Below are 25250 nucleotides of genomic sequence, written 5' to 3' on the forward strand. Positions count from 1 at the left end.
ATGTTCGTCCTTGATCCATAGTCAGATAATCACAGTTAAATGAATGCAAAAAAAGCACCTTCCCTTGTCGTTAAGACAAAAGAAAGTGCTTTGTGTTCATAGGAGAAATACTTAGCCTTCTTTATTGAAAGGCTCGTCCGCTACTTTGATTGAATCTGTAGGGCAGCCATCGCATGCATCCTGCATATCGTCAAACAAGTCGTCTGGAATAGCTTTGACACCATGGTTAGCATCGCCGTCAAAGATAACTTCTGCCAAACCTTCATCATCATAATCGTAGATGTCTGGAGCCGTTGCTCCACAAGCGCCACATGCGATGCATGTGTCTTTTTCAACCCAAGTATATTTACTCATTTACATTCTCTCCTCCTAAAATTCGAAACGTACAGTGTTTTTATCTAGAAACATATTAATACAAAGTAAGGATAATTACAAATCATTTTGCAACCACAAGTCTCTATTATCCCTTATTTAATCAAGACTTTGCAAGTTATCTTTTTGCAGGGAAGTACCGCGCACTTTATGATTACGAAGCAGCACGGAAGGATCATCTCCAAGCATGCCTGCGGTCACAACAGCATTCTCACCAAATTTATCACGTAACTGATCCATAATCCGAATCAAATTGTCCTTCTTGGGCTTCTGCTCATATTCGAACAAGTCCATCTGTACAGCGGATTCCTCTCTTGGAATCAGGTTTTGAAGTGTCACACCCAGCATGCGTACAGGCTTGCCACTACCCCAATGCTTCTCAAATAGTTTACAGGCCTCACGGTATATGACCGTTGCATCCTCCGTAGGAACTTCCATTAGACGTGATCGGGTGATTGTCTTCATATCCGGTGTCCGGATCGTAATCTGAATACCCTGGCTGAACATTTCGTGCTTTCGCAATCTTCTGGCTACCTGGTCACTTATATTGAGGAATACCCGATGAATCTCATTCATATCCGATACATCCGCCGGTAAAGTGGTTGTATGTCCAATGGATTTATTGGCCTCACGTTCCGCGTGAACTGCGGAATGGTTAATGCCATTCGCAGAATTTTTGAGCCACGCTCCATTTACTCCAAATAGTTCGGTCAACATGTTCTCATCCGACTTGGCCAATTGACCAATCGTTTCAATGCCCAGTTTTTTCAACTTTTCAGCCGTTTTTTTGCCAATGCCAAACATCTCGTTACATGGTCTGTGCCAAAGAATCCGGGGTACGTCCCTCATGCGTAAAATGGAGATACCGTTCGGTTTTTTCAGATCCGAAGCCATTTTCGCCAATAATTTGTTGGGTGCAATGCCAATGGAACATGGCAGCCCTAATTCATCCTTGATTCTACGCTGAATGCTCTCCGCAATCTCCATTGGATTCCCGAATTGCCTTGAACCTGTAATATCAAGATAACATTCATCAATGGATGTCGCCTCAAGTTGAGGGGTATAACTATACGCAATCTGCATGAAAGCTCTTGAATATTGACGATATAAATGAAAATCAGGACGAATCACAATGAGATCAGGGCACTTTTTCATGGCTTGGTGGACAACCATACCTGTTGAGATGCCTCGATTACGAGCGGCATATGAGCAGGTTACAATTACACCCTTTCGCAGTTCACTGCTGCCCGCAACGGCCGTTGCTTTTCCTCTATATAAATCTGGTTCCTCGGCTTCATGTACAGAGCAGTAGAAAGCATTCATATCGACATGCAGAATCACCCGTCCGGCTGCAGGGTAATATTGATCCACATTTGCTGGAGGATTGCCGTCTGAAGACATCATGAACCCCCGCCCTTTCTTGCACACTAATTAATGAAACGAATTTCTTTCTTCTATAGTATATCAAACCCGTTATGTTAATTCAGTCACGAGCATTTATTTTCTGCGAGATCTGATCAGAGACCGAATAATTAACCAGCCTACACTCACAAAAAGTATCAAAGTGATCAGAGCAATAACCATATTTTCCCATACAAAACTCAAAATTAACCCTCCTTTCCTTCCATATATTCCAATTAAAACTTAATAATAGATTATAACATACATCTTGATTATGATTACCATCCTTCTTTTTTCTCTAAAATCCGTTAATTGTTACATGAAACTGCGATTTCTATGTAGCATTTGGCTATAATGGTGCTATAATAATTAATTATACAAATTGACGACTTTAGGACAAATCAGCGCACCCAGTTTAACACAGTGTAGCGTTGCCGAATCGAAGGATTCGTCCACTAACGTACTTAACAGCTTTTCCCAACTCACAATCCAAACTTTTAAAAGAGCGCTTTATCTCAAAGGAGGATCTTCATGTCAAAGGCCATTTCCATCTTCGATACGACTTTACGTGACGGCACACAAGGGGAGGGTGTCAGCTTATCGGCAGACGACAAACTCAAAATTGCCAAGAAGCTTGATGACCTGGGTGTCCATTATATTGAAGGCGGAATTCCCGGCAGCAATACCAAGGACATTGAGTTTTTCAAAAGAGTCAAGGAATTAAACCTGAACGCAAAGGTTGTTGCTTTTGGCAGTACCCGCCGTAAAGGCAGCGTTGCTAGTGAAGACGCCAACCTGAAGCGCATGATCGAATCTGGTGCTCAGGCTGCAACCCTGGTCGGTAAATCATGGGACTTCCATGTGCATACGGCTTTGCAGACTACATTGGAAGAAAACTTGTCCATGATCTATGATTCCATCGCCTATCTGAAACAGAATGGTATGGAAGTGATCTTTGATGCAGAACACTTCTTTGACGGATTCAAACATAACCCGGAGTATGCTCAAGCGGTCTTGACCAAGGCCCACGAAGCTGGAGCGGACTGGCTCGTCATGTGTGATACCAACGGCGGGACGATGCCAAACGAGGTGCACGAGATCGTATCCACACTGCATAGAAGCCTGCCTCATGCACATCTCGGCATCCATACACATAATGATTGTGAACTGGCTGTGGCCAACACACTCAGCGCTGTACAAGCCGGAGCCCGTCAGGTGCAAGGAACGATGAACGGTTATGGAGAGCGTTGTGGTAACGCCAATCTCGCATCCATTATCCCGAACCTGCAACTGAAACTTGGCTATGAATGTGTTACTGAGGATTCCATGAGACAACTTACAAACGTGGCTCGTTATGTTAGCGAGATTGCCAATGTGAATATGCCGATTAATCAGCCTTATGTCGGCAATGCTGCTTTTGCTCACAAAGGTGGGATTCACGTCTCTGCCATCCTGCGGGATTCACGTACCTATGAACACATCGTGCCTGAACTGGTTGGTAACAAACAACGTGTGCTGGTCTCGGAACTTGCCGGACAAAGTAACATTGTATCCAAAGCACAGGAACTGGGGCTTGAGTTCGATCCAAGCAGTGCCAATTCACGTCAGATTATTGAGAAGATCAAAGACCTGGAGCATCAGGGTTACCAGTTCGAAGGTGCAGATGCCTCGCTCGAATTGTTAATTCGTGAAGCGAATGGTGACATGAAAGAATTGTTTACTTTTGAATCATTCAAAATGCTTGTAGAGAAAACGGCAGGAAAATCCGTTGTTTCTGAAGCTTTTGTCAAAGTGAATATCGCTGGAACAAGCGCTTATACCGCTGCTGAAGGTAACGGTCCGGTGAATGCACTCGATAATGCGCTTCGGAAAGCACTGGTGCAATACTTCCCTTCACTCGCCAACATGCACCTCTCGGACTACAAAGTACGTGTACTGGATGAGAAAGATGCCACAGCCGCCAAAGTTCGTGTATTGATCGAATCCAAAAATACGGAGAACACATGGAACACTGTCGGTGTATCCGAGAACGTAATTGAAGCAAGTTGGGAAGCGCTCGTTCACAGTTTCCGCTATGCATTGCTTCAAGAAAAATTGCAGGATGAGCCAGGCACACTCCCTATTCCTGCTCATGGGATAAGCAACCACTAAAGTGCATGTTCAAAAAAGCGGGATTTTTGAACAACCTCTTAACGCTTATTTCCCGGAAAATAAAAAAGAAGCCTCTGCATCCATGATTCATGGATGCAAAGGCTTCTTTGTTTACATGAAAATTAATTCGCAATTAACTTTTTAATCTTACGTTCCAACTCTTTCTCTGGTAATATGCCCAGAACAATCTCCTGTATAACTCCTCTGGAGTCAATCAGAACATTCGTTGGAAAAGCCACCCCATTGTATTGAGCATACACAGTCCCCTTCTCATCCAAAGGAATGGGGAATGTCAGTTGGTACTCATCCACAAAAGCTTTGGCATCCTTGAGTTTATCGTATGATGTTACATTAACACCGTAGAGGTCAAGCTTATCCTTGTATTTTGCAGCCATTCTGTTCAACTCCGGAGCTTCCTGTTTACATGGCTCACACCACGATGCCCAGAAACTGACGAACGTGGCCTTATCTTTGGCACCGCCCACACTGTACGTCTTTCCATCCATTGCTGTCAGAGAAAAAGCAGGCGCCAGAAGACCCGCACGTGGTCCCGTCTCTGTAGGCATCGGTTCTTCCTGTTTAAAGACGGCTGCAATGCCGTCACCCGCATTCTGGGCCAGTGCAATACCAACCAGCAAGACAACACCAAGGAGTATGTATATGTTTCGTTTCATAACCCGCCACCCTTTTATATAATTAGCATATTGAAACTGAAACTGTAATTTCTGCACATGCTAAGTGTTTATCACGCTCTATGACAGTTCACCAGAACATGATTCCCAAATGTTCTCTTTATTATTGTACCCTTTTCCTTTTAAATTTTACAATCCGCATTACAGAAAATAAAATGAAAAAGGACTCCTGCCATAGCAGGAGCCAAAGAGAGAGGGGTGAGTACAAATGGCAGCACTTCACGGGCAGCAAAACGCCTTCTACATCCCTTCTTCCGTAGAACAAGAGATGTCAAAGCACATGTTCCTTTCGCTGCCGCAAGAAGCCTGCGGGGTTATGCTGGGTGAAACCGCAGCGGGCGGTATACGAATCAGTCGGTTTCAGCCCATTCGTAACGTAGCACCTGACCCGCTGCACCATTTTACTCTGGACGATGCCGAATGGATTCGGTGCGTATTTTCCGAACCTAAGCTCATTGGTATCTTCCATTCTCATCCGCAGACAAGGCCTGTTCCATCCGTAGAGGACATGCAAGCTCTTCCAGCCTTCGCCGGTTTGCTTCAGATGTACCTCATCGGCTCACCCGACCTAACAAGCGGGTTGCGATCTCATATGCATCTGAACGGTTATCTGATTGAATCCTCGAAAGAATCGCAGGATCCGGCACACCGCGTTGTGCCTTCATACAATCTGCTTCCCGTTCCGTTATGCGTGACTTAGCTGGGTATACAAATCACCCAAGGTCTCCACATTTTTACGAGTCATGTCCTCCAGATAACAGGACCATAACTGTGCAGTCATTTTTGAATCTTCCAGTGCATGGTGACGCCCATAGATCGGAATCCCTCTGGATTCCAGCAATTCATCCAGACCATACCCCGGCCTGCTTGGTTCAAGCCAGCGGGCCAACATCATCGTATCAATTAAACGATGCGTCAGTCTTACTTTTGAAGTCCGCCACAGAGCTGCATTCAGAAAGGCTCGGTCATGCGCACTTGCGTGTGCAATCAGAACATTTCCACCTACAAAAGACATGAAATCATGCAGCCCTTCCAGCAAAGTTGGTGCGTCCAGCGTCATCTCCTGCGTAATACCTGTAAGTTCAGTAATATGTTCCGGAACCGCAGTCTTGGACTGCACCACCGTATAGAACTGCTCTCCTTCCAGAACTACACCACCATGTATACGGACCGCACCAAATGAGATAATCTCATCCCCATGCTGGGGTGAAAATCCCGTCGTTTCCAGATCAAATACAACTGCGTCCAGCTCATTTAGAGGTGTATGCAGAACCTCAGGTCTGCGCTGTTCTCTCATCATCGAACGGATAAACGCCATGTGTTGCGCCGTAGGGGCTCCCATAATGGAAGCGATGGCGGAAGGAACCCCTCCCTGACGCAGCGAATTCCAGAATCCTGTATTGCCCCTTGCCGGCTCTCTCATGGACGTCTCCTTTCTGCAAAACGCAACTGTCTTTGCAAAGCACGATGCACTCGTCGTACCAACCCAAGCGTATCCCTGAGCTCATAATGAATTTGCTTTTGTTTCATCTGTTTCTCATCCAGGAACCCACTGCTATGTTGCAAATCCCCTTGGATGACAACCGGAGTATTTCTGCGAAATTTCAAAGCGGCTAAGAAGGCCCGCTGGCATGCATCCAGTAATGTAAATGGAACAGCTTCAAGTGAAGTTAATCTCTCCATTCTTTTTAACGTAGATGACTCCTTGATCCCATGTTGCAAAGCCAAATAACGGGCACTGTTCACCAGTGGAATGTACAAACCATACTTGACATCAAATCCGCCTGCATGTTCACCAAATCGTTCTGTGACCACACGTCCAAGTACATTTAATGTAGCTTTATGTTTAACCGTATTGCGAAGAACTGCATCCGAAAGTTCAGGAACCAGTCTGAACTGTTCATAAAAACTCGTGATCCATTCCTCCGCCAGGCTTTGCTCACCTGCAACAAAACGCATGTCTGAAGCAATAATCAGATTACGAACGGGCTCCCAATTCAGATCCGAGCTCCAATCTGCTAATTGTTGCTTCCATGACGCCAGCGTTTTTCTCCACAGTGGTTCAGAACACATGACTTTGCCTTCGCATTTGGCGTAACCAAGCTCTTCCAACATATCCGTCATTCGCTGTCCGAGCTGAGCAAAATATTCCTCTTTACCTTCATGCGGAGTATCGCTAATGATCATGCCATTATCCTGATCACTCCATAACGTTGCTTCTTCCCTGCCGGAACTGCCAAATACGATAAAGGCATAGGGGACGGGAGGTTGGCCGAAGCCTTCCTCAACCATCCCCTGAATGCATAACTCTACTGCTTTCCGTGCAATCCGGTCATGCAGTTCATTTACCGTTTGGTACCACTCTATCGGCGACAAGGAAGCGGACAACAATTCCTGGAGCTCGTTCTGTAATATCACACGTGCCTGGCGCAGTTCTTGAGAAGACACCGCACCATCGATTCCCTGATAAGACCAGGAATAGTTTGTATACGAGATGGGTTCCATCATGTCAAGCCTCCTTGAGGCATGATTCAGCATCATTCACCTCAGGAGCTGAACGTACCACCATTGGATTTAGAATCTACATTTTTCATTTGTTCAGGGTATCCGTAAGTACCGTGCTCACTGATATCCAGACCCATTGTTTCTTCTTCTTCAGTAACACGGATGCCCATGATCGCTTTCATTCCGCCCAGAATAATGAAGGACATTACCAGTACGAAGGCAAAAGCACCTGCCAGACCAAGAAGCTGTACGCCCAATTGGTGGAATCCACCGCCATAGAACAGACCCGCTTGACCTACACCAGCATTCTCGGCAAGTTCAGGAGTAGCGAACAAGCCCGTGGAGATCGCACCCCACATACCAGCAATACCATGCACGGAGAAAGCGTAGATTGGATCGTCAATTCCTTTACGATCGAAGTACTGTGCTGTGAAGAATGTGATGATACCCGCCAGAGCACCGATAACCAGCGCTGCCCAAGGTTCAACGAATGCACATGCTCCTGTAATCGCAACGAGTGCCGCAAGCACACCGTTTAACATGCTAGGAATATCAGACTTACCAAGAACTGCCCATGAGATCAACAGCGCAGCAACACCACCAGCTGCAGCAGCTACGTTAGTAGTCAATGCAACATAACCGAAGAATCCATCCCCCATGGCAGATAATGTACTACCTGGGTTGAATCCGAACCAACCGATCCAGAGGATAATAACCCCGAGTACGGAATACACTTGGTTGTGACCTGGAATGATGTTAGGTTTGCCGTCTTTGTTATATTTACCAATACGTGGTTTCAACAAGATGGTCGCTACCAATGCTGCAGTCGCACCAGTCAAGTGAACAACTGTCGATCCTGCAAAGTCTTGCATACCCAGCTCAGCCAACCAGCCGCCGCCCCATACCCAGTGAGCAACAACCGGATACATGATAATGGTATAAAGAGTACCGAAAACAATATATACGCTCATCTTTGCACGTTCAGCCATACCACCGCAGGCAATGGCCAGAGATACCGCCGCAAAGGCGAGGTGGAATACGAATTTAATAGTCAGTGGAACATCGGAGAAAGCCAGTGATTCGAAGGAAGCAGCCATCTTGTCACCACTCAGGAAGAATCCTGTTGTTCCAAAGAAGCTGTTACCATTACCGAAACCAAGACCGAAACCCAAAGCCCAGAAGGCAATAACTGAAATTCCCAATGTCAGGATGGTCTTACCCGCAATGTGTCCTGCATTCTTCATTCGTGTTGAACCCGCTTCGAGTAAAGCAAATCCCCCTTGCATCAAGAACACGAGTACAACAGCCAAAAACGTAAAGGCTGAGTTCAAACCACTTTGAAGTTCAATGTTAGTCGGACCCTCCGCAGCCGCAAATGCGCTGACCGGAAAAGCGAACAAAGTAAGCATTACTAACACGGAAACCAACCATTTCTTTCTCATATACCCCACTCCCTCTTATGTTAAGTTTCTTCACATAACGTGAAACTCTTAATGTCATTATAAGCAGAAGAGAGGAAAGTTGACAAGAGTATTTTCATCAAAACTGAAAATTATTTCTGGGAATAAAGTCATACGTCTTTTTCTTGCACTTAAGTACATATTCACATTCTATGAGTACATAGATATAGAAATGCAGTATGCTTATTGCCAAAGCATAACGTTTGACTGTACGGTTAAAGATCATGTATCATACTTATTAGTAAGAAAAATTGGGCGTAGTCTAGAAATTCACAAGTGGAAACTACAATTCCCTACATTTGAACTTGCAAGCGAGGTGAATATCATTGGGGATATGAAACTTTTTCGGATTGGCGAACTCGCCAAGACCGCTGGTGTTAGTGAACGGACGATTGATTATTACACAAAGCTTGGACTAATCGCTCCCGAAGAACGTACACAAAAAAATTATCGTCTCTATAGTAATGAAACTTTAACGAGGCTTGAACGTATTGTACAGATGAAACAAGAGAAGTATAGTCTCGACGAGATTAAGCAATCTCTTGAGAAGTGGCGTCTGGTTAGTACAGAAGAACAAGTTGCCAGCAAATTGACAACATTGGAGCTTCATGTACAACAACTTGAGCGAGAGGTTAACGAACTCAAACCGCTACTTGGAGAGATGAAACCTGTACAAGCACGTAAAATGATGGCAGGACTCCTCACCAAAAGTGCCGGTACAATGGAGGCACTAAAAATCTTGCTTGAGAACACCATGATGTAGCTTATTCTTAGAAAGCGGAGGAATGAATATGAGTTTTAATAACGGTATGTTCGTATTGATCATTATCGCCTTTTTGCTCTCTTTATGGGCGCAATTTCGCGTTAAAGGTACGTTTAGACGTTGGTCGGAGGTACCGAATCAGAACGGAATGACTGGTTACGATGCCGCTCGCCAGATGCTTGATGCTAACGGCCTGCACGATGTTCCAATTGAACCTGTACGCGGCACGCTCTCTGATCACTATGATCCGATCAATCGGGTTGTACGTTTATCAGAACCAGTATATTATGAAAACTCAATCTCAGCTGTTTCGGTAGCGTGTCATGAAGTTGGCCACGCCATTCAGCATAAAGAAAGTTATCCGATGCTGGCACTGCGTCACCGGATCTTCCCCATTGTGAACTTTGCATCCGGATTAGCTCCATTCCTGTTGATTGCAGGATTCATCTTCAATGCCATGAACCTTGTAGGTATCGGTATCATCTTCTTCTCCGTAACTGTAGCATTCCAACTCATCACTTTACCGGTTGAGTTCAATGCAAGTAATCGCGCTAGAGAGATTATGGTATCCGAAGGGTACATTCGTAACGAAGAAGAAAAAGGTGTTGCAAAGGTCCTGAATGCCGCAGCCTTGACTTATGTCGCTGCAGCGTTGATCTCACTGCTTGAGTTGATTCGTTACATCGGAATCTTCAATAGCCGCGATTAATCGGATACCTAATACAACAAAAACAAAAACAAAAAACAATACCCCACCGTTAATCGGATGGGGTATTGTTTTGTTGTAAACCGAAATAATGAAGCAAAAACGAACGAAAGGACTGGGCAACCAGTGGCAGTTTGTCATCCGCACGGTGAATTAACCCAATGGTCCGTGTTACTTTGGGATGAGAGATGGCCACATGTGCCGGTTGCAGCGGGTTCGTCTGGAATAGCGCCATCTCAGGCAGCAGACTGACTCCCATGCCCGCAGCGACCAATCCGCGGATGGTGTCGGTCTCTTCCCCTTCAAAAGCGATCTTGGGTGTAAAACCAGCTTCCAGACAAGCATGCCACACAATAGGACGAAGAGAATAACCTTTGCTAAACAATACAAATTTATCATCCTTGAGCTGTTCCAGTGCAATTGTCTCTTCACCAGCTAACGGGTGATTGGGAGGAAGGATCGCATGTAATTCTTCCGTGAGTACAATATCGCCATCTACTTGATCATGCTTCTCTGGAAAAGGAGAAATAAATGCCAAGTCTACCTCACCCGATAACACATCACGAATCAGTGTAGGGAACATCCCCTGCTTGAATCTGAATTTCACGTTGGGGTAGCGTTGACGGAAAGCAGCCACCACGGAAGGAATGAGATGAATCCCCAGGCTATGCGGAAATCCAATTCGAATCTCTCCATGCTCCGGGTCCAGAAACTCATGAACTTCCCCGACTGCCTTGTCCAAATCCTTTAATATACCTTCAATTCGTTTGCAAAAAAGCTGCCCTACTGCAGTCAACTGCAGATTTCGCCCCTTTTGCATAAAAAGATCCACGCCCAGTTCTTCTTCCAGCTGATGAATCTGACGACTCACCGCCGACTGTGCCACATGCAACTCTTCAGCAGCCTGTGTTACATGTTCCTTCTGTGCCACTTTCAAAAAGTAATGCAACTGTCTTAATTCCACTCGCCTGATCGCTCCAATCTGTTATACCCTACTTATCCTTGATTGCATTCCATCTTGAGAACGTTCTGACTACCGCTTTAAGCTACGGGGTTTCCACAATCTGATCAACAGTCCGTAAATAAAGAATCCACCCAACAATCCCCCAAGGTGAGCCATCCAGTTGATGCCTGACATGGCGAAGGAGAATATGATCCCGAACAAAAGCAATGTGTACATTGTTTTGCGCGAAGCCTCGTCCATCATCGTTCGCTGGAACAGTGCTACATACAGGAATGCACCATAGACGGCATAGATCGCTCCTGAAGCACCTACAGAGATGGTAATACTCCCAACCGAGTTGTACCACGCAACAGCAAGAATATTACCCAATATACCGCCACCCAGGTACAATACACCATACCTTACCGACCCGAGCAAACGCTCCATCGGTGGTGCAAATACGATTAACGCAAAGCTGTTAAACAATAAATGACTGAAGCCCGCATGCAGGAACATGGATGTAATGTAACGCCACCATTCATGTGCGAACAGTTCATGATTCGTAAGTGCCCCGAATTTCAGCAGCACCATATTGTTCGTTGATCCACCGTTCACCGTTAACACAATAAACATGACTACATTGGCAATTAAAAAAAGCGACGTCAAAGGGAAATACTTCAAATAACCTTTCCAGTTCTCATAGCGAATAAATATCATAAATTTCTTCTTTCACTCCACCCTGTTCAGATCGGACTTACATCTCTGATCCATCGTAATGGTACATGTCCGAATTGGACAATGCCTTTCATAAAAGATTATAATGGATTTTGGCACGGATCACCAATTTATAAGGAGGAACATTATTATGACACAAGAACGTACAGGCGCAGCCACATTTAAAGGCAACCCTATTACATTGATCGGACCCGAACTGAAAGTGGGCGATCAAGCACCTGATTTTACCCTGAGCAAGAACCTGGTTGAGGATGCTTCCCTGAAAGACTTCGCAGGCAAAATCAAATTAATCAGCGTTGTTCCTTCCCTGGATACTGGCGTATGCGATGCGCAAACTCGTCGTTTCAACGTGGAAGCTGGAGAACTCGGAGACAATGTTGTTGTCTTGACAGTAAGTGTTGACCTTCCGTTCGCTCAGGCCCGTTGGTGCGGAGCAGCTGGTGTTGACCGCGTAGTTACATTGTCAGACTACAAAACACGTTCTTTCGGTGAAGACTACGGCGTTCTGATCAAAGAATTCCAACTCGACATGCGCTCCATTTTTGTTTTGGATGCCGAAGACCGGATTACATATGTGGAGTATTTGCCTGAAATGACAGACTCCCCTAACTTCGAACAAGCGATTGCTGCTGTAAAAGCTTTGCTGTAGAAGTTATCATACGTTCAGAACAAAAGCGAGGAAGGTTAACCTTCACTCGCTTTTTGTTATTTATCATCTATTTCAATCATTTGCTTTATACTTGCTTAGCTTTTTATCCAGTACAGAGAATAAGTTCATAATCGTGCGATAATTGGAACCCAAGTCTCCAAGTGAACCACGTGAAGCTGAATACATATCCACCGCACTGCGAACAGGACTTACCGAGATAATGGAAACTGTAATATCCATCGTCCGTCCAAAGGTAGTCCGCTTCTCCAGAATAACTTCTCCAACAGAAGGTACTTCATGCAGCACTTTATAACCCGGAATCTTTTTGAGTGTCGAAGAGACCTCTTCCCAGGCTCTGTCTTTAGATAAGTTATAATACCGTGTTTTTAATTTGGGATCCTTGGCTCGATCGCTGGTCCCCTCCATGCTGCGGATGATACCGACGAGCGTTCTCTTTAAGGTCAAGACCCTTCCTCCTTTGAATGTAACCGTTCCATTTATGTATCTTAGTGTAACATTGTTCAAGTAGTAACAAAAGGGCAAGCATCATATTTATCGTAAAACCAATCAAAAACATTCATCACAACTTAAAAGCACCCTGAAATTCCTTCTGAAGAGGAAAAGTCAGGGTGCTGTACATAAGATTTAGGAACCCGCCTATGCCGTCCGGCTACATTGTCTTATGAACCTGCTTGGCAGGTGGGTGACCGCAAAAATGCTTTTTGAAGTCCCCATGTCGTATAGACAGGGCTTTTCAGCAACATTCTGTGTTGATCTCCCGAAGACATCATCATTGGTTCAAAACAACGAATAACCGAAACGTACATCGCAGGATGTACAATTATTATATCCCTAACTGTGTAAAAAGTAAATGGCGATCCATCATGTTTTATTTTTGCAATGTAATGTTTTTGTCGTCTGATGGCTCAGATGTTTCACCATTCTCTGCTGATTGTTCAGCCAGCGCAGCAGCTTCCTCTTCTTCCTTCTTAAGTTGCATCTTCTCCATCTGCTCCTGCATCTTGTTGAAGGTTGCGTAGAAGTTAAAGAAAGCGAACCAAGCAATGATGCTGATAATGAAGAAAACAAACAAGACCGGATAACGGAAACCGATATAGAACAGCAATCCACTTCCCAGCAATGTGGAAAATACACGGAATGGTCTGATCAGCGTAAGCAATACCGCGTTTTTGATAATGAGTCCGATGGACATATGATAGTGTACAACCATCGAGAAAAAGTTAAAGAGTGATACAAATAACAAGAGAAGCAGTACTAACATGATGATTCCCACGAGCTGCATATTGCGGAACTGCGTCATGTACACTGTATAATCCAGATACATAATCGCGAACAGCAGTGTGTAAAAAATACCCCCAATTAAACTTTGCTTGTAGTTTTCCTTGTAACCTACAAAGAAAGTACGGAAGATCGGTACATCCGTATCGCCCATATTCCATTTACGAACAACCGTAAACAGCGCCGAAGTCGCCGGGAACAGTGTAAGCGGTGCCACAATAGCTATAGCCCAGTTCATTTGCAATGATTCATTTGCGAGGTTCTGCTGCATCACGAGCAGTTTCATAATCAAGAAAAACAAGAACGGAGACGAACAAATAGCCCACAACAGATTGGTTGCGGCCAGTCTCGTAATCCACTCTGTAAGCCGGTAGATCCCACCCATAGCTCCTTTAAATTCCAAACATTTCTCCTCCTCTGCAGCCTTGCGAATTACCTGAAGTCTAATATTAATATACCTTATTATAGATAGGAAAAGCCAGTACTTCCCGAAAAGAGATCGTCCTTGTCCTTAGCTAGCGTTTCTGGCCGCTTCTGACAGTGAAATAAAATGATGCAGTAACTTTGAAAATAAAAAAATGGAGCAGTTGCCCGCTCCATTTTTCAGATCATACGTTTATATTACTCGAAAGAGGAATCTTTCGCTGGACGACGTCCTTCGTTGCTGCTTGGACGCGGTTTGCGGTCACGGTTGTAACCACCTTCTCTGCTTCCACCGCCAGTGCTGCTGCCGCTGTTACGATCACGGTTGTAACCGCCACGTCCGCCACCACTGCTGTTGCGGTCGCGGTTGTAACCACCACCACTGCTACCACTTGTACGGTTACCGCTGTAACCTGATGGTTTACGTCCGCCAGAGCGAACGTCCGGTTTACGACGTTTCGCACGGATTGGATCTTCAGGAGTCAGATCAACTTGAGCATCTTTCTTGTCACCTGTCAGGAGCTTCAGTGCAGCCGACAACAGTTGAACAGAATCATATTGCTCAAGCATTTGAATCGCAATACCTTTGTATTCGTTCAGTTCGCCTGATTGTACGATTTCCAGCAAGCGCTCTGCTGTCAAACGTTGTTTACCTTCAACCGCTTCTGCCATTGTTGGCAGTGGTTTACGTGGAATACGGTGACGTGTTACACGCTCGATGAAGTGCAAGTGATCAATCTCACGCGGTGTAACGAAGGACCAAGCAGCACCCTCTTTACCCGCACGACCTGTACGACCGATACGGTGAACATAGCTCTCCGGATCTTGCGGAAGGTCAAAGTTAACAACGTGAGTTACGCCAGATACGTCGAGACCACGTGCAGCCACGTCTGTTGCAACGAGTACGTCAATGCTGCCGTCACGGAACTTACGCATTACCGCATCACGTTGATTCTGGGACAAGTCACCATGAAGACCGTCTGCAGAATATCCACGTTTTTGCAAAGCTTCAGCCAATTCGTCAACACGACGTTTTGTACGTCCGAATACGATCGCCAGTTCAGGAGATTCCATATCCAACAAACGGCTCAATGCTTCGAATTTTTGACGCTCAGGTACTTCGATATAGGATTGGTCAATCAATGGTGCACTAACATGTTTCGGAATCACAGAAATGTGTTCAGGATTGTTCAAGAATTGTTGTGCCAATTTTTGAATGTTAGGAGGCATTGTTGCTGAGAACAGCATAGTTTGGCGCTCGTCTGGAACTTGTTTCAGGATGGATTGGATATCCTCCATGAAACCCATGTCGAGCATTTCATCTGCTTCATCCAGTACAACAGTTTGTACATCATCTAGTTTGATTGTTTTGCGGTTGATGTGGTCAAGGAGACGTCCAGGTGTACCAATGATGATCTGTGGTTTTCTTTTCAGTGCACGGATTTGACGCACGATATCTTGTCCGCCGTAGATTGGCAGGGAGCGAAGACCTTTGAAGCGAGTGAGTTTTTCGATCTCTTCAGCAACTTGAATGGCAAGTTCACGTGTAGGTGCCATAATAAGGGCGCGGATTTTCTCGTCACTTTTCGTGATTTTGCTGATCAACGGAATACCGAATGCAGCTGTTTTACCCGTACCTGTTTGGGCTTGACCAATCAAATCTCTGCCTTCGAGTGCCAAAGGAATCGCTTTGGATTGGATCGGTGTTGCTTCTTCAAACCCGAGCTCAGTGATGGCTTGCAGCACCAGTGGTTCAAGATTGAAATCTGTAAAGTTTAAATTTGTCAAAATTATTCATGCTCCTTTTATATGGTGGACATGGTGGACAATCCACTTTGTTGTCTGTATTCTTAAGTAGCGTTAATATTTATAGGGTATCCCAACGGGACGAATTATTTTCACTAACGAATATAATTCCATGAATGGGTCCCCAACATAAGACTAAAACTACATACATGTGTTTGAAACATTTCAAAATTTTATTGCTCCATTTAGGAAAAGTTTCCTACTCAAGAATATCCACAAATTATTATATCACAAAACAATTCAAGATTACCAGCAATCTGGTTTTAAATATAAATGAGGTGATTAAATTGCCCAAAATAATTTGGCACTCTTTAGTGATCATTTTGGGTGCTGCAGCTATTGCCTGCGGCTTTAACTGGTTTTTGGTCCCCCATCAGCTTTTAAGCGGCGGGGGTGTCCGGTATTTCAATGCTTCTGGGTTATTTTACAACGTTGAATCTTAGTATAATGTATTTTGTTCTTAACATTCCCCTGCTCATTGCAGGTTGGTTTATTCTTGGACGACGCTTCATTACATTAAGTATTCTTTCGGTAGCAGCCACCTCTTGGTTCATTGCGCTTCTGCCTGTTTTTGCTGTGGCTACAGACCCTTTACTTAGTTCTGTATTTGGCGGTGTGCTTATTGGAATGGGCACTGGCGTTTCCTTCCGAGTCGGCGGCTCCACAGGAGGACTCGACATTGTTGGGTCCATTTTCACGCGTAAACGAGACTTTCCGATTGGTACAGTGATGGCCGGTATGAACGGTACGATCATTATGCTTGCAGGATACCTGAGTGACAATTGGAATACAGCCTTGGCCTCCATGGTGTCCATCTACATTACAGGCAAAGTGCTTGATCTGATCCATATCAGTCACGTCAAAGTAACACTGTACATCATTACAAACGAAACCGAAGCCATGTTAAAAAAATTACTGGTTCGGCCTCGTGGAGTTACCAAAATTAAGACCCAGGGAGCATACACGGATATTGAAAAGGACATGCTCATGACCGTAACGACCCGCTACGAGTTGGTTGAAATTAAACGTATTATCAAGGATACAGATCCAAACGCTTTTGTTAACATTGTGGAAACGGTTGGTGTTATGGGCTCATTCCGCAGAAGTTGAGACACCTGTACGGTTAACAATTCATAACATTGTGGTATAATAACGGTGTACGGCTCCTAAATATGTTGTATAGCAGGTTCAACCCTTCAATTTCACAGGCCATATGCTTTCCCGAATCGCGCCGAATGACTTACCATTTTGGAATTCGAGTAGGAAAGGGTGATTATTGTGGATATGGAAACGGTAAAACTGTTTGAGATTGTCAACAGATGGTGCCCGGAAATGCTCCCTTTCTTGAAACCGAATGAACTCGACTCACTGATTGTCCTCCGGGATGGGCTGGGCATCCTGGAACAGGGAGACGCAATGGAAATCATTCAGTACAGTATTTGTGAGCATCAAAATGAGATTTACATTCAATAATTTTTTCAGATTGATCACGCCGCTTCTTGCAGGGGATTTCCTCAGCAGGAAGCGGTTTTCATTTTTTCCATGTGTTTCATTACTTGATTAATATGGTTAAAAGCCCAGAGGCTTTAATGTATAATTCATACATGGAATGCACACATAAGGGAGTGGAAATGAATGAACATGTTTTGGGCTTTACTGGCTATGGCCTTTGGAGGCTTTGGTGTTGCTCCGGCGGTGGCAGATCAGGGAAATCCTCAATTCCAATCGTTAAGCAACAGTTTTAACACCGCAATTATCCAATCTCAAAAAGATCAGGTTGTTATCGATGCCGATAATCCACCTGCTAAAACTGACCCACAACCTGATGCCCCCGTGGTCAAAGGTATCTATGTAACGGCATACAGTGCTGGCGGCGCACGCATGAAAGAATTGCTAGAACTGACAGACAGTACAGAACTGAATGCGATGGTCATTGATATCAAAGACGATCTCGGATACATAACTTATCCCACAGAAAACAAAGCGCTTCAGAAAATGGGTAAATCCCAACCTTTTATTCGGGATATCGATGCCTTGATGAAACGATTGCAAAAACATGAGGTCTACCCGATTGCACGTGTCGTTGTATTCAAAGACACAATTCTTGCGAAGAAGAATCCAGAACTTTCTTTCCGCAACAAGGATGGATCTGTATGGGCAAATGGCAAAGGCGACAGCTTCGTGAATCCATACAGCAAGGAAGTATGGGACTATAATATCGAAATCGCCAAGGAAGCAGCCAAGCTTGGATTCAAAGAGATTCAATTTGACTACGTTCGTTTCCCGGAAGGTTTCGAAACTCGTGCTGATGTACTCAAATACACCAAATCTGACAAGTCCCGGGTCGATGTTGTAGCTGAATTCGTGCAATATGCACGCAAAGAGCTGGCACCGTTAGGTGTGCGTGTCTCGGTTGATATTTTCGGTTATGCCGCTTCCGTACCTGCGGCTGAAGGCATTGGACAGGATTTTGTTAAAATATCCGAAAATGTGGACGTGATCTCACCGATGGTATACCCTAGTCACTATTCAACTGGCTGGTATGGGGTCAAGGACCCTGATAAAGATCCTTACACAACCATCAAGGGTTCAATGGAAGATACACACAAGAAACTGGACCCTACCAAAGAGCTCAAACCTGTCATTCGTCCGTGGATTCAGGACTTCACAGCAAGCTGGCTGGGAAGTGGGCATTATATCAAGTATGGCAAGAAACAAGTGGAAGACCAGATTAGAGCGATGAAAGACATGGATGTGCATGAATATCTGCTCTGGAATGCGTCCAACCGTTATACATCAGGTGTACAATATAAGTAATCTGCACTCTTTCATACTTCTCATTTCATCCCACCTCGTTCTGCTTGAAGCGGAGCGAGGTTTTTTTGTTGTTTATGTTCTCGGTACGGCCCCTCCTCTGCTTCTGTCCCTATTCAAATTGAACAAAATCCTCTACAATAAATAGCTGTCCATATATGACACTTGGAAGACATCTCTTTAGAATAGCGAGGCACTGCCAGTGAACATGAACACAACAAGCTTTTCCCAAAAAGTGAAGCAATTCCTGATTATATTTTTGCCCATCTTCACCACTCAAATCGCCCTCTCTGCCATGTCGTTCTTCGACACCAATATGTCAGGCAAGTTTTCTCCGGCCGACCTTGCAGGCGTCGCGATTGGCACAAGTCTATGGATGCCAGTTCAAACTGGACTAAGCGGGATTTTGATCGGTATTACACCTGTCGTTTCCCATCTGTTAGGTTCCAAACGAAATGATCAGATCGGGTATAACGTCATCCAGGCGCTGTATCTTGGAATTGCTGTCAGTCTCGTCGTTATCGGAGCCGGGGCGGTGTTACTTGGCCCTATACTGAACGGAATGCCTTTGGAACCTCGGGTTGCCCAAGTCGCCTTCTATTTTTTGTGCGCACTTGCTTTTGGCATTATCCCACTCTTCGGATATACGGTGCTGCGCAGCTTCATGGATGCACTTGGTCAGACACGGACTACGATGTTCATTACATTGGTCTCCCTGCCCGTTAACATCTTACTAAATTATCTGCTGATATTCGGCCGCTGGGGTTTCCCCCAATTGGGCGGTGTTGGTGCCGGTGTGGCTACAGCATGTACATACTGGCTGATCTTTCTTATTAGTCTCTTTTTTGTCCATCGGGTCGAACCATTCGCCCAATACGGCATTTTCCATCAGTGGACGCGTGTTTCCTTGGCCAAGTGGAAAGAGTTACTCAAAATCGGGGTACCCATCGGATTTGCGACTTTTTTCGAAACGTCCATCTTCGCTGCTGTGACTTTAATGATGAGCCGTTTCGATACCACAACAATTGCTGCCCACCAGGCGGCGCTGAACTTTGCTTCTACGCTCTACATGCTGCCTGTGAGCATATGTATGGCTCTTACGATCCTTGTGGGCTATGAGGCAGGTGCGGGACGTCTGAGAGATGCCAAACAATACAGTCTGCTTGGCATTGGTGGAGCCATCGGCCTCTCACTGCTGACAGCGATCGTGTTGATTGTGTTCGGCGAACAGATTGCAGGCGTGTATTCAAACGATCAGGAGGTCATTGCACTTACGCAGCATTTCCTTATCTACGCCATCTTCTTTCAGATCTCGGATGCAATTGCCACACCAACCCAAGGAGCACTACGTGGATACAAAGATGTTAATCCGGCATTGATCATTACGTTTGTAGCGTATTGGATCATTGGTCTGCCTGTAGGTTATCTAACTGCTACGTATACTTCACTCGGCGCCTTTGGATATTGGATCGGGCTTATTGCCGGCCTTGCTGTAGGAGCAACTGCGCTTCTCTGGAGACTCTTCCTGGTACAAAAACAAGCGGCACTCCGTAACGCGTAACATCGGAACACTCACTTACTTTGGAAAACAACAAAAAGAGCACAATCCTCGTCAATGCGGGATTGTGCTCTTTGTTTTTGAATCGAATTATTGGGACAAACGTTGTGCAAGCTGGTACGTTTCCATATCGAAATCTTTTTTTGTGTTAACCACTTTATCAATATCTGTCAGGGTAAGTTCACCCTTGATAATGCCACAACCTTTGTCTGTCTCGCCTGCAATCAGACTGCGAACAGCGAAGTCGCCCAGACGGCTTGCCAGGTTACGGTCGAAAGGTGTTGGCGTACCCCCACGCTGAATGTGACCCAGAACGGTTACACGCGGCTCATACGTTGGGCAACGTTCCATCAGTTCTTTTGCTACATCTTCACCCTTGCCCACGCCTTCAGCAACGATAATAATACTGTGGCGTTTGCCATGTGCAAAGTTAGCTTTCATACGGTCAGCCACTTCGTCCATGTCAAACGGAACTTCCGGTACAAGAATCGTCTCAGCGCCTGAGGCAAGTCCGGCATGCAGAGCGATATCTCCACAGTGGCGACCCATAACTTCAACGATGGAAGAACGTTCGTGTGAAGACATCGTGTCACGCAATTTGTTTACGGCATCCACCACTACACTTACAGCTGTATCGAATCCGATGGTATGATCAGTAAACGAAACATCGTTATCAATCGTTCCTGGCAGACCCATGGTATTAATGCCCAGCTTGCTCAGTTTGTTTGCTCCGTTGTAAGAACCATCCCCACCGATAACAACCAGACCGTCAATGCCACGCGCACGCAGAATGTCCGCACCTTTTTGCTGACCTTCAGCGGTATAGAACTCCTTGCAACGTGCCGATTGAAGAACCGTTCCCCCACGTTGGATGATATCCCCTACACTCCGCAAATCCATTGGGAAAATGTCATTATTCAAAAGACCCTGGTATCCACGTTGAACTCCATATACTTCGAGACCGTGAAACAGTCCGCTGCGAACAACCGCACGAACAGCCGCGTTCATCCCCTGTGAATCACCACCGCTCGTTAATACTGCGATTTTCTTTACTGCTGTCATGATGTTTCTTCCTCCTCTAGTTTCACTTCAGGCTCCGCAATATCACACCTGACTTACATATTTTTCCGTATCCAGCGACTGAAAATGAAGAAAAATATTCTTGTGATCGGACTATTTTTCAGCAGACGTTTGGATACAACGCGAACTTCCTGTTGTTCGCTGACTTTGGGATCAGACAGGTAAATGGCTATCAGTCCTTCGATGATCATCCGGTGAAAGGAGCTTCCCGGAATCTTCTGTACATCACTGCGTGCCATCTCCACAATAAAAGCAATTCGGTCCAGCATTGTCTCCACATTCTCATAATAGTTGCAGAAGTTGAGATCTCCCCCGATGCGGTCCTCATCCTGATCAATTAAATAATCGAGCATAATGTGCAATGCGCATACATGTGGGAAATAGGCCGTGTGGATCGAGGCCGCTTGCTCTTCAGTCAACTGATCGTCACTCGCAGCCAGAAACAGCATGAAAACGCCCAGTGTAGAGCCAGTTGCAGCAGCGAATTCGTTCCAACGAAACTGAGGTGTGCGATGACGATGCTCCGACCACCATTCGAGCAGTGCCGTTTCTCTCAGTTCCGGCTTGATATGCTTATATACCTGCAGGTCCGTGTATAGGCCTGCCAGATCCTGAATTTGGGGCTTGGCGGACGTATAGCCTGGTAACTGACGGGTCAGTTCCTGACATGTGGTCACCAGATTCCGCAGATATCCACCGTCATCCTGCTCCTCACGGAGGGCATAATAATTGACGGGAATTGCTTCGGGATCTACCGCATCAAGCATGGATTGATGGAGAAGACGAAAATCATCCGGGTCCATCGAGGTGCTGCGGTCGCACAGATTGTCCAAATAATCACTAATAGTTTGATATGAAACGATCAGCGGAATCAGAATGTGCCTGTTGGGTAAATCAGCTAAAGCGTAGACGGTTCCGCCTTCACAGTGAAACTGTTTATCCTTCAGACTGGCAAGTGCCTGTGTACGCAACTCCTCATTCGGAATCGCCTCAGCTTGAGCACGCCATCCATTCAGTGCCTTCCGTGTTTCCGGAATGGTGTATTTGTACACCCCTCTCATCAATGCCAGCGGTCCACGCGGATATTGATGACGTTTTCGATTTGATTGGCTCAAAATAAATGTGCCTCCACTTGGTTGAATACGTATTAGAGCGATTTTTAACCATTCCTATTATAATATGATCCCCTTAATTGTACAAATGATCTGCCGTATATTCCGCATAAAAAATCGCATCGGCGTTCAAAGCTTTGTGATATACTATCCATATTTCATCCATCAAAGGAGTCGTTGACATGTCGTCAAGTGAATCACTTTCGTGGAGACGGTTATTTTCTTTTTTTGTGCCACTTGGCATTTCCGCCTCTCTCGTCACCATTTCTCACGTCATCATAAACAGCACATTAGCACGTTCCGCTCATCCCGAGACGGTTATTGCCAGCTATGCCATCGCTGGTAGCTTGTTAACCCTCACGGAACGCCCCTCCACCCTGCTGCGGCAAACCTGTTCCGCACTGGTTCGCGATCGCCTATCCTTTCAGGCCCTCACGTTTGTGACCAAAATATTTCTTGCCTGTGTGCTTCTCATTGGGTTTCTCATCGTATACTCTCCCGTCGGTACCGGGGTGTTCAAATACTTGTTTGGTGTAAGTCCGGATCTGCTGACCAAAGTCATCGACGTATATGAAATTCTCATGTATGTGAGTATCTTTTCAGTGATCCGCAACATCTATCAGGGGATCATCATTACGAATAACCGCACCAAGTGGTTAACCATCGGGATGGTATTCCGTTTAGCCGGAATGTACGGCCTTTCCCTCTATTTCATATACACAGACAGCATTGACAGTGGACGTGTAGGCGCTATCATTTTTGCTGCTGGCATGATGATTGAAGCGCTCGTCAGTTTTCTGGAGGGAAACAGCATCAAGCGCAAAATGCCAGCCAAGCTTGAGGATCATCCCGTCGAGAGCAAGGGAGACGTATTTCGCTTTTATAAGCCGCTGCTGTTATCCAGCTTTGTAGCGCTGTTCATAGGACCGGTTATTAACATCGTACTTGGCAAAACGACCGGGATTGCACTAGCCATTTCGTCCTTTGCCATAGCAAGCAGTCTGATGCAGTTGATGCTAAGCTTCTTTACATACATCCATCAGATCGTGCTGAATTTCTACCTTGGGGACGCCAAATTGGTACGAAAATTCGCGCTTGTCACCGGATTTATTCCGTTTGCGATGATGGTGTCGATTGCCTATACCCCCTTGGGACCATGGGTACTGGAAAATGTCATGAGCGTTCAGGGCGAACTGTTGGAACAAAGTCTGTGGACACTGCGTGCGTTCGTCTTATTTCCGCTGATCTTCCCTTTTCTGGATTTCAGCAATGGCCTTATTCTGCTTCGCGGTCAGACAAAAACGATGTTTCGTTCGCAAACGGCGAATGCAATCTGCACGGTAATTGTGCTGCTTATACTGGTTAGTATTTTCCCTGCGTGGAACGGTATGATTGGCGCTGTTGCCCAATCCCTTGGCCTGCTCGCGGAACTTATCATTGTCTGGCTTGTTATCCGGCGCACGAAGCAAGAACCTACGATGTCTGTGCCGAAAGCCCGTAAATCAGCATCCCTGAAAGGGTAATAAAATCATTGAATTGTTATCAGGATTGGAGTCTCTCATCATGAAATTAAGTCACAACGCCCGCCCGGACCAGAACTGGCTGCGGGCTCTCATGTTCACCATCTTTGGTTCCACCGTTCTGGTGGTATCCTACTTTCAGCTTTACTTCAGTCATCTGGGCTTCAGTCGGGCTGAGATTGGATATCTCTACGGAATTGGCCCCCTCATCTCTGTGTTCTCCAATATGTTCTGGAGCATGGCCAGCGACCGCTACCAAACAGTACGCAAAGTGATGATCATTCTGCTTGGTGGCCAATTGATCACAGGGATCATGCTCGCCAACGCAACAACTTTCGGTCAGGTATTTGTACTCGTAACCCTGTTTTACTTTTTCTATTATCCGGTCTATCCACTCTCCGATACGATGGCTATTACAACCGCCAGCAAGTATGGTCGAAATTTCACTTCCATTCGAGTCTTCGGATCGATCGGTTATGCCTTCTTTGCATTAAGTATCGGGTATTTCCTTGGATCTTTTGGTCCAGCATGGACGATTTGGGTCTGCGTTGGTCTTGCTGCAACTACACTATTGATCAGTTTTCAATTGAAGGATCAACCTTCGGGAAGTAGTAGCAAAATGGACCTATCAGGGTTATGGTCTATTTTGAAACGCAGAGATGTGCTCACTTTTTTTGGCTGTGTATTTTTGCTCGCCATGGGACATCGCATGAACGAAGCATTTCTTACCATCACGCTAAAAGATCTGGGTGCCAGCGAGGGGCTGATCGGCTGGTCTTTGCTGATCTCTTCCGTAAGTGAAATCCCCATATTTCTACTGCTCAGCAAGTATGGAAACCGTTATAAAGAACTGCCGCTAATCGCTTTTGCTGCACTGATGTATACGGTTCGTTTGCTTCTCATGTCCATATCCGATACACCAGCAGCTGTCGTTGCAATTCAGACGATGCACAGTGTTACCTTTGGTATTTTCTACGTTACGGCGGTCCGCTATATTATTCGCCTAGTTCCGGATGGCTACAGAGCTACGGGTATGGCTTTGTTCACCATTGTCTGGTCCAGTGCTTCGGGACTTCTTAGTGGAACGTTGGGCGGACTGCTGCTGGAACATGCAGGCAGACAAACCTTCTATCTCACCGCTATGGCTTTCTCCCTGGCTGCACTGATCGGTTTCGGATTGAAGTTATGGTCCAGCATGACCAATCGTGTCTCCTGAACACACAGGGAAACATACACCATATTCAACCGTTATTTACACTGA

23 protein-coding genes, 1 other RNA gene and 1 pseudogene are annotated in these 25250 nt (G+C 45.5%); 11 read left to right on the forward strand and 14 right to left on the reverse strand.

The features are described 5' to 3' along the window. Positions 1–111 precede the first annotated feature (111 nt). Both QF041_RS10145 and QF041_RS10150 read right to left on the reverse strand, forming a co-directional pair. Positions 112–354 carry a ferredoxin gene (locus tag QF041_RS10145; RefSeq protein ID WP_017689369.1) on the reverse strand — a complete coding sequence of 81 codons (243 nt, stop codon included), beginning with the start codon at positions 352–354 and terminating at the stop codon, positions 112–114. A gap of 117 nt (positions 355–471) precedes the next feature. Further along, positions 472–1773: a DNA polymerase IV gene (locus QF041_RS10150; protein WP_100529310.1), complete on the reverse strand. Its 1302-nt coding sequence runs from the start codon at positions 1771–1773 to the stop codon at positions 472–474. Positions 1774–2304: 531 nt separating this feature from the next. Here QF041_RS10150 and cimA point away from each other — a divergent pair. Beyond that, entirely contained in the window at positions 2305–3924 is a 1620-nt protein-coding gene (cimA, locus tag QF041_RS10155; RefSeq protein WP_100529309.1) for a citramalate synthase, read from the forward strand. A 122-nt stretch (positions 3925–4046) separates the two neighbouring features. Here cimA and QF041_RS10160 read toward each other — a convergent pair whose 3' ends face one another. Beyond that, complete coding sequence (locus tag QF041_RS10160) at positions 4047–4598, reverse strand: TlpA family protein disulfide reductase (RefSeq protein WP_307413881.1); 552 nt, start codon at positions 4596–4598, stop codon at positions 4047–4049. A 226-nt stretch (positions 4599–4824) separates the two neighbouring features. Between QF041_RS10160 and QF041_RS10165 the strand changes: the two genes are divergently transcribed. Beyond that, positions 4825–5316, forward strand: coding sequence for a M67 family metallopeptidase (locus QF041_RS10165; protein ID WP_307413882.1), 492 nt, complete (start codon positions 4825–4827; stop codon positions 5314–5316). On the opposite strand, the gene QF041_RS10170 is transcribed toward QF041_RS10165, so the two are convergent. From QF041_RS10170 to QF041_RS10180, 3 genes are read right to left on the reverse strand one after another with little or no spacing between them, the layout of a single operon-like run. Continuing rightward, positions 5302–6039 carry an exonuclease domain-containing protein gene (locus QF041_RS10170; RefSeq protein WP_017689374.1) on the reverse strand — a complete coding sequence of 246 codons (738 nt, stop codon included), beginning with the start codon at positions 6037–6039 and terminating at the stop codon, positions 5302–5304. The two genes, QF041_RS10165 and QF041_RS10170, sit on opposite strands and share 15 nt — an antisense overlap. Further along, positions 6036–7121: a DUF294 nucleotidyltransferase-like domain-containing protein gene (locus QF041_RS10175; protein ID WP_373461386.1), complete on the reverse strand. Its 1086-nt coding sequence runs from the start codon at positions 7119–7121 to the stop codon at positions 6036–6038. The genes QF041_RS10170 and QF041_RS10175 overlap by 4 nt, the downstream gene beginning before the upstream one ends. A gap of 41 nt (positions 7122–7162) precedes the next feature. After that, positions 7163–8563, reverse strand: a complete 1401-nt coding sequence (locus QF041_RS10180) for an ammonium transporter (RefSeq protein ID WP_074094452.1) — start codon at positions 8561–8563, stop codon at positions 7163–7165. Between the two features lie 352 nt (positions 8564–8915). Here QF041_RS10180 and QF041_RS10185 point away from each other — a divergent pair, with 352 nt between their 5' ends. Both QF041_RS10185 and QF041_RS10190 read left to right on the forward strand, forming a co-directional pair. Further along, the gene (locus QF041_RS10185) at positions 8916–9344 is read left to right on the forward strand and encodes a MerR family transcriptional regulator (protein WP_017689377.1); all 429 of its coding nucleotides are present in this window, start codon (positions 8916–8918) and stop codon (positions 9342–9344) included. A 28-nt stretch (positions 9345–9372) separates the two neighbouring features. Continuing rightward, positions 9373–10053, forward strand: a complete 681-nt coding sequence (locus tag QF041_RS10190; RefSeq protein ID WP_036609646.1) for a zinc metallopeptidase — start codon at positions 9373–9375, stop codon at positions 10051–10053. 49 nt (positions 10054–10102) lie between these two features. Here QF041_RS10190 and gltC read toward each other — a convergent pair whose 3' ends face one another. Together gltC and QF041_RS10200 are read right to left on the reverse strand one after the other, a co-directional pair. Further along, on the reverse strand, positions 10103–11014 hold the full coding sequence (gltC, locus tag QF041_RS10195) for a glutamate biosynthesis transcriptional regulator GltC (RefSeq protein ID WP_062833647.1): 912 nt from the start codon (positions 11012–11014) through the stop codon (positions 10103–10105). A 69-nt stretch (positions 11015–11083) separates the two neighbouring features. Continuing rightward, positions 11084–11710: a rhomboid family intramembrane serine protease gene (locus tag QF041_RS10200; RefSeq protein WP_307413888.1), complete on the reverse strand. Its 627-nt coding sequence runs from the start codon at positions 11708–11710 to the stop codon at positions 11084–11086. 148 nt (positions 11711–11858) lie between these two features. On the opposite strand from QF041_RS10200, the gene tpx reads away from it, so the two are divergent. Further along, positions 11859–12377 (forward strand): thiol peroxidase, encoded by a 519-nt coding sequence (tpx, locus tag QF041_RS10205; protein ID WP_036609653.1) that lies wholly within the window; start codon positions 11859–11861, stop codon positions 12375–12377. 72 nt (positions 12378–12449) lie between these two features. Here the strand turns inward: tpx and QF041_RS10210 are convergent, their stop codons facing one another. The 4 genes from QF041_RS10210 to cshA all read right to left on the reverse strand — a co-directional run bounded on the left by QF041_RS10210 (position 12450) and on the right by cshA (position 15887). Then, a complete protein-coding gene (locus tag QF041_RS10210) occupies positions 12450–12842 on the reverse strand; it encodes a DUF1499 domain-containing protein (protein WP_017689382.1) in 393 nt (130 codons plus the stop codon). Between the two features lie 181 nt (positions 12843–13023). Continuing rightward, positions 13024–13215, reverse strand: a non-coding RNA gene (gene ssrS / locus QF041_RS10215) — 6S RNA. A gap of 51 nt (positions 13216–13266) precedes the next feature. Further along, the gene (locus QF041_RS10220) at positions 13267–14079 is read right to left on the reverse strand and encodes a YesL family protein (RefSeq protein WP_017689383.1); all 813 of its coding nucleotides are present in this window, start codon (positions 14077–14079) and stop codon (positions 13267–13269) included. 218 nt (positions 14080–14297) lie between these two features. Continuing rightward, positions 14298–15887: a degradosome RNA helicase CshA gene (gene cshA / locus QF041_RS10225; RefSeq protein ID WP_307413891.1), complete on the reverse strand. Its 1590-nt coding sequence runs from the start codon at positions 15885–15887 to the stop codon at positions 14298–14300. Positions 15888–16192: 305 nt separating this feature from the next. Between cshA and QF041_RS10230 the strand changes: the two are divergent. From QF041_RS10230 to QF041_RS10245, 4 genes and pseudogenes are all read left to right on the forward strand, one after another. After that, positions 16193–17015, forward strand: a pseudogene (locus QF041_RS10230) (YitT family protein). Positions 17016–17189: 174 nt separating this feature from the next. Further along, positions 17190–17378, forward strand: a complete 189-nt coding sequence (locus QF041_RS10235; RefSeq protein ID WP_029880762.1) for a hypothetical protein — start codon at positions 17190–17192, stop codon at positions 17376–17378. Positions 17379–17540: 162 nt separating this feature from the next. Beyond that, positions 17541–18722, forward strand: a complete 1182-nt coding sequence (locus QF041_RS10240; RefSeq protein ID WP_307413892.1) for a putative glycoside hydrolase — start codon at positions 17541–17543, stop codon at positions 18720–18722. A gap of 205 nt (positions 18723–18927) precedes the next feature. Next, on the forward strand, positions 18928–20280 hold the full coding sequence (locus QF041_RS10245; protein WP_307416943.1) for an MATE family efflux transporter: 1353 nt from the start codon (positions 18928–18930) through the stop codon (positions 20278–20280). Between the two features lie 87 nt (positions 20281–20367). Here the strand turns inward: QF041_RS10245 and pfkA are convergent, their stop codons facing one another. Beyond that, a complete protein-coding gene (gene pfkA / locus QF041_RS10250) occupies positions 20368–21339 on the reverse strand; it encodes a 6-phosphofructokinase (protein WP_307413894.1) in 972 nt (323 codons plus the stop codon). Between the two features lie 53 nt (positions 21340–21392). Then, positions 21393–22472: a tetraprenyl-beta-curcumene synthase family protein gene (locus QF041_RS10255; protein WP_017689390.1), complete on the reverse strand. Its 1080-nt coding sequence runs from the start codon at positions 22470–22472 to the stop codon at positions 21393–21395. 179 nt (positions 22473–22651) lie between these two features. Here QF041_RS10255 and QF041_RS10260 point away from each other — a divergent pair, with 179 nt between their 5' ends. Together QF041_RS10260 and QF041_RS10265 are read left to right on the forward strand one after the other, a co-directional pair. Continuing rightward, complete coding sequence (locus QF041_RS10260; protein ID WP_307413895.1) at positions 22652–23992, forward strand: polysaccharide biosynthesis protein; 1341 nt, start codon at positions 22652–22654, stop codon at positions 23990–23992. A 40-nt stretch (positions 23993–24032) separates the two neighbouring features. Continuing rightward, complete coding sequence (locus QF041_RS10265; RefSeq protein ID WP_307413897.1) at positions 24033–25205, forward strand: MFS transporter; 1173 nt, start codon at positions 24033–24035, stop codon at positions 25203–25205. Positions 25206–25250: the final 45 nt, after the last annotated feature.

The sequence above is a fragment of the Paenibacillus sp. W2I17 genome, assembly GCF_030815985.1.
GTDB lineage: Bacteria > Bacillota > Bacilli > Paenibacillales > Paenibacillaceae > Paenibacillus.

What these genes read in the sequence shown, in the direction of transcription:
- QF041_RS10170 (WP_017689374.1), bottom strand. Translation starts at nt 6,039, where the DNA reads ATGAGAGAGCCGGCAAGGGGCAATACAGGATTCTGGAATTCGCTGCGT.
- QF041_RS10260 (WP_307413895.1), top strand. Translation starts at nt 22,652, where the DNA reads ATGTCGTCAAGTGAATCACTTTCGTGGAGACGGTTATTTTCTTTTTTT.
- QF041_RS10160 (WP_307413881.1), bottom strand. Translation starts at nt 4,598, where the DNA reads ATGAAACGAAACATATACATACTCCTTGGTGTTGTCTTGCTGGTTGGT.
- QF041_RS10145 (WP_017689369.1), bottom strand. Translation starts at nt 354, where the DNA reads ATGAGTAAATATACTTGGGTTGAAAAAGACACATGCATCGCATGTGGC.
- QF041_RS10150 (WP_100529310.1), bottom strand. Translation starts at nt 1,773, where the DNA reads ATGTCTTCAGACGGCAATCCTCCAGCAAATGTGGATCAATATTACCCT.
- QF041_RS10200 (WP_307413888.1), bottom strand. Translation starts at nt 11,710, where the DNA reads ATGATATTTATTCGCTATGAGAACTGGAAAGGTTATTTGAAGTATTTC.
- cimA (WP_100529309.1), top strand. Translation starts at nt 2,305, where the DNA reads ATGTCAAAGGCCATTTCCATCTTCGATACGACTTTACGTGACGGCACA.
- QF041_RS10240 (WP_307413892.1), top strand. Translation starts at nt 17,541, where the DNA reads ATGAACATGTTTTGGGCTTTACTGGCTATGGCCTTTGGAGGCTTTGGT.
- QF041_RS10185 (WP_017689377.1), top strand. Translation starts at nt 8,916, where the DNA reads ATGAAACTTTTTCGGATTGGCGAACTCGCCAAGACCGCTGGTGTTAGT.
- QF041_RS10245 (WP_307416943.1), top strand. Translation starts at nt 18,928, where the DNA reads ATGAACACAACAAGCTTTTCCCAAAAAGTGAAGCAATTCCTGATTATA.
- pfkA (WP_307413894.1), bottom strand. Translation starts at nt 21,339, where the DNA reads ATGACAGCAGTAAAGAAAATCGCAGTATTAACGAGCGGTGGTGATTCA.
- tpx (WP_036609653.1), top strand. Translation starts at nt 11,859, where the DNA reads ATGACACAAGAACGTACAGGCGCAGCCACATTTAAAGGCAACCCTATT.
- QF041_RS10190 (WP_036609646.1), top strand. Translation starts at nt 9,373, where the DNA reads ATGAGTTTTAATAACGGTATGTTCGTATTGATCATTATCGCCTTTTTG.
- QF041_RS10235 (WP_029880762.1), top strand. Translation starts at nt 17,190, where the DNA reads ATGGAAACGGTAAAACTGTTTGAGATTGTCAACAGATGGTGCCCGGAA.
- QF041_RS10175 (WP_373461386.1), bottom strand. Translation starts at nt 7,121, where the DNA reads ATGGAACCCATCTCGTATACAAACTATTCCTGGTCTTATCAGGGAATC.
- QF041_RS10180 (WP_074094452.1), bottom strand. Translation starts at nt 8,563, where the DNA reads ATGAGAAAGAAATGGTTGGTTTCCGTGTTAGTAATGCTTACTTTGTTC.
- QF041_RS10165 (WP_307413882.1), top strand. Translation starts at nt 4,825, where the DNA reads ATGGCAGCACTTCACGGGCAGCAAAACGCCTTCTACATCCCTTCTTCC.
- QF041_RS10265 (WP_307413897.1), top strand. Translation starts at nt 24,033, where the DNA reads ATGAAATTAAGTCACAACGCCCGCCCGGACCAGAACTGGCTGCGGGCT.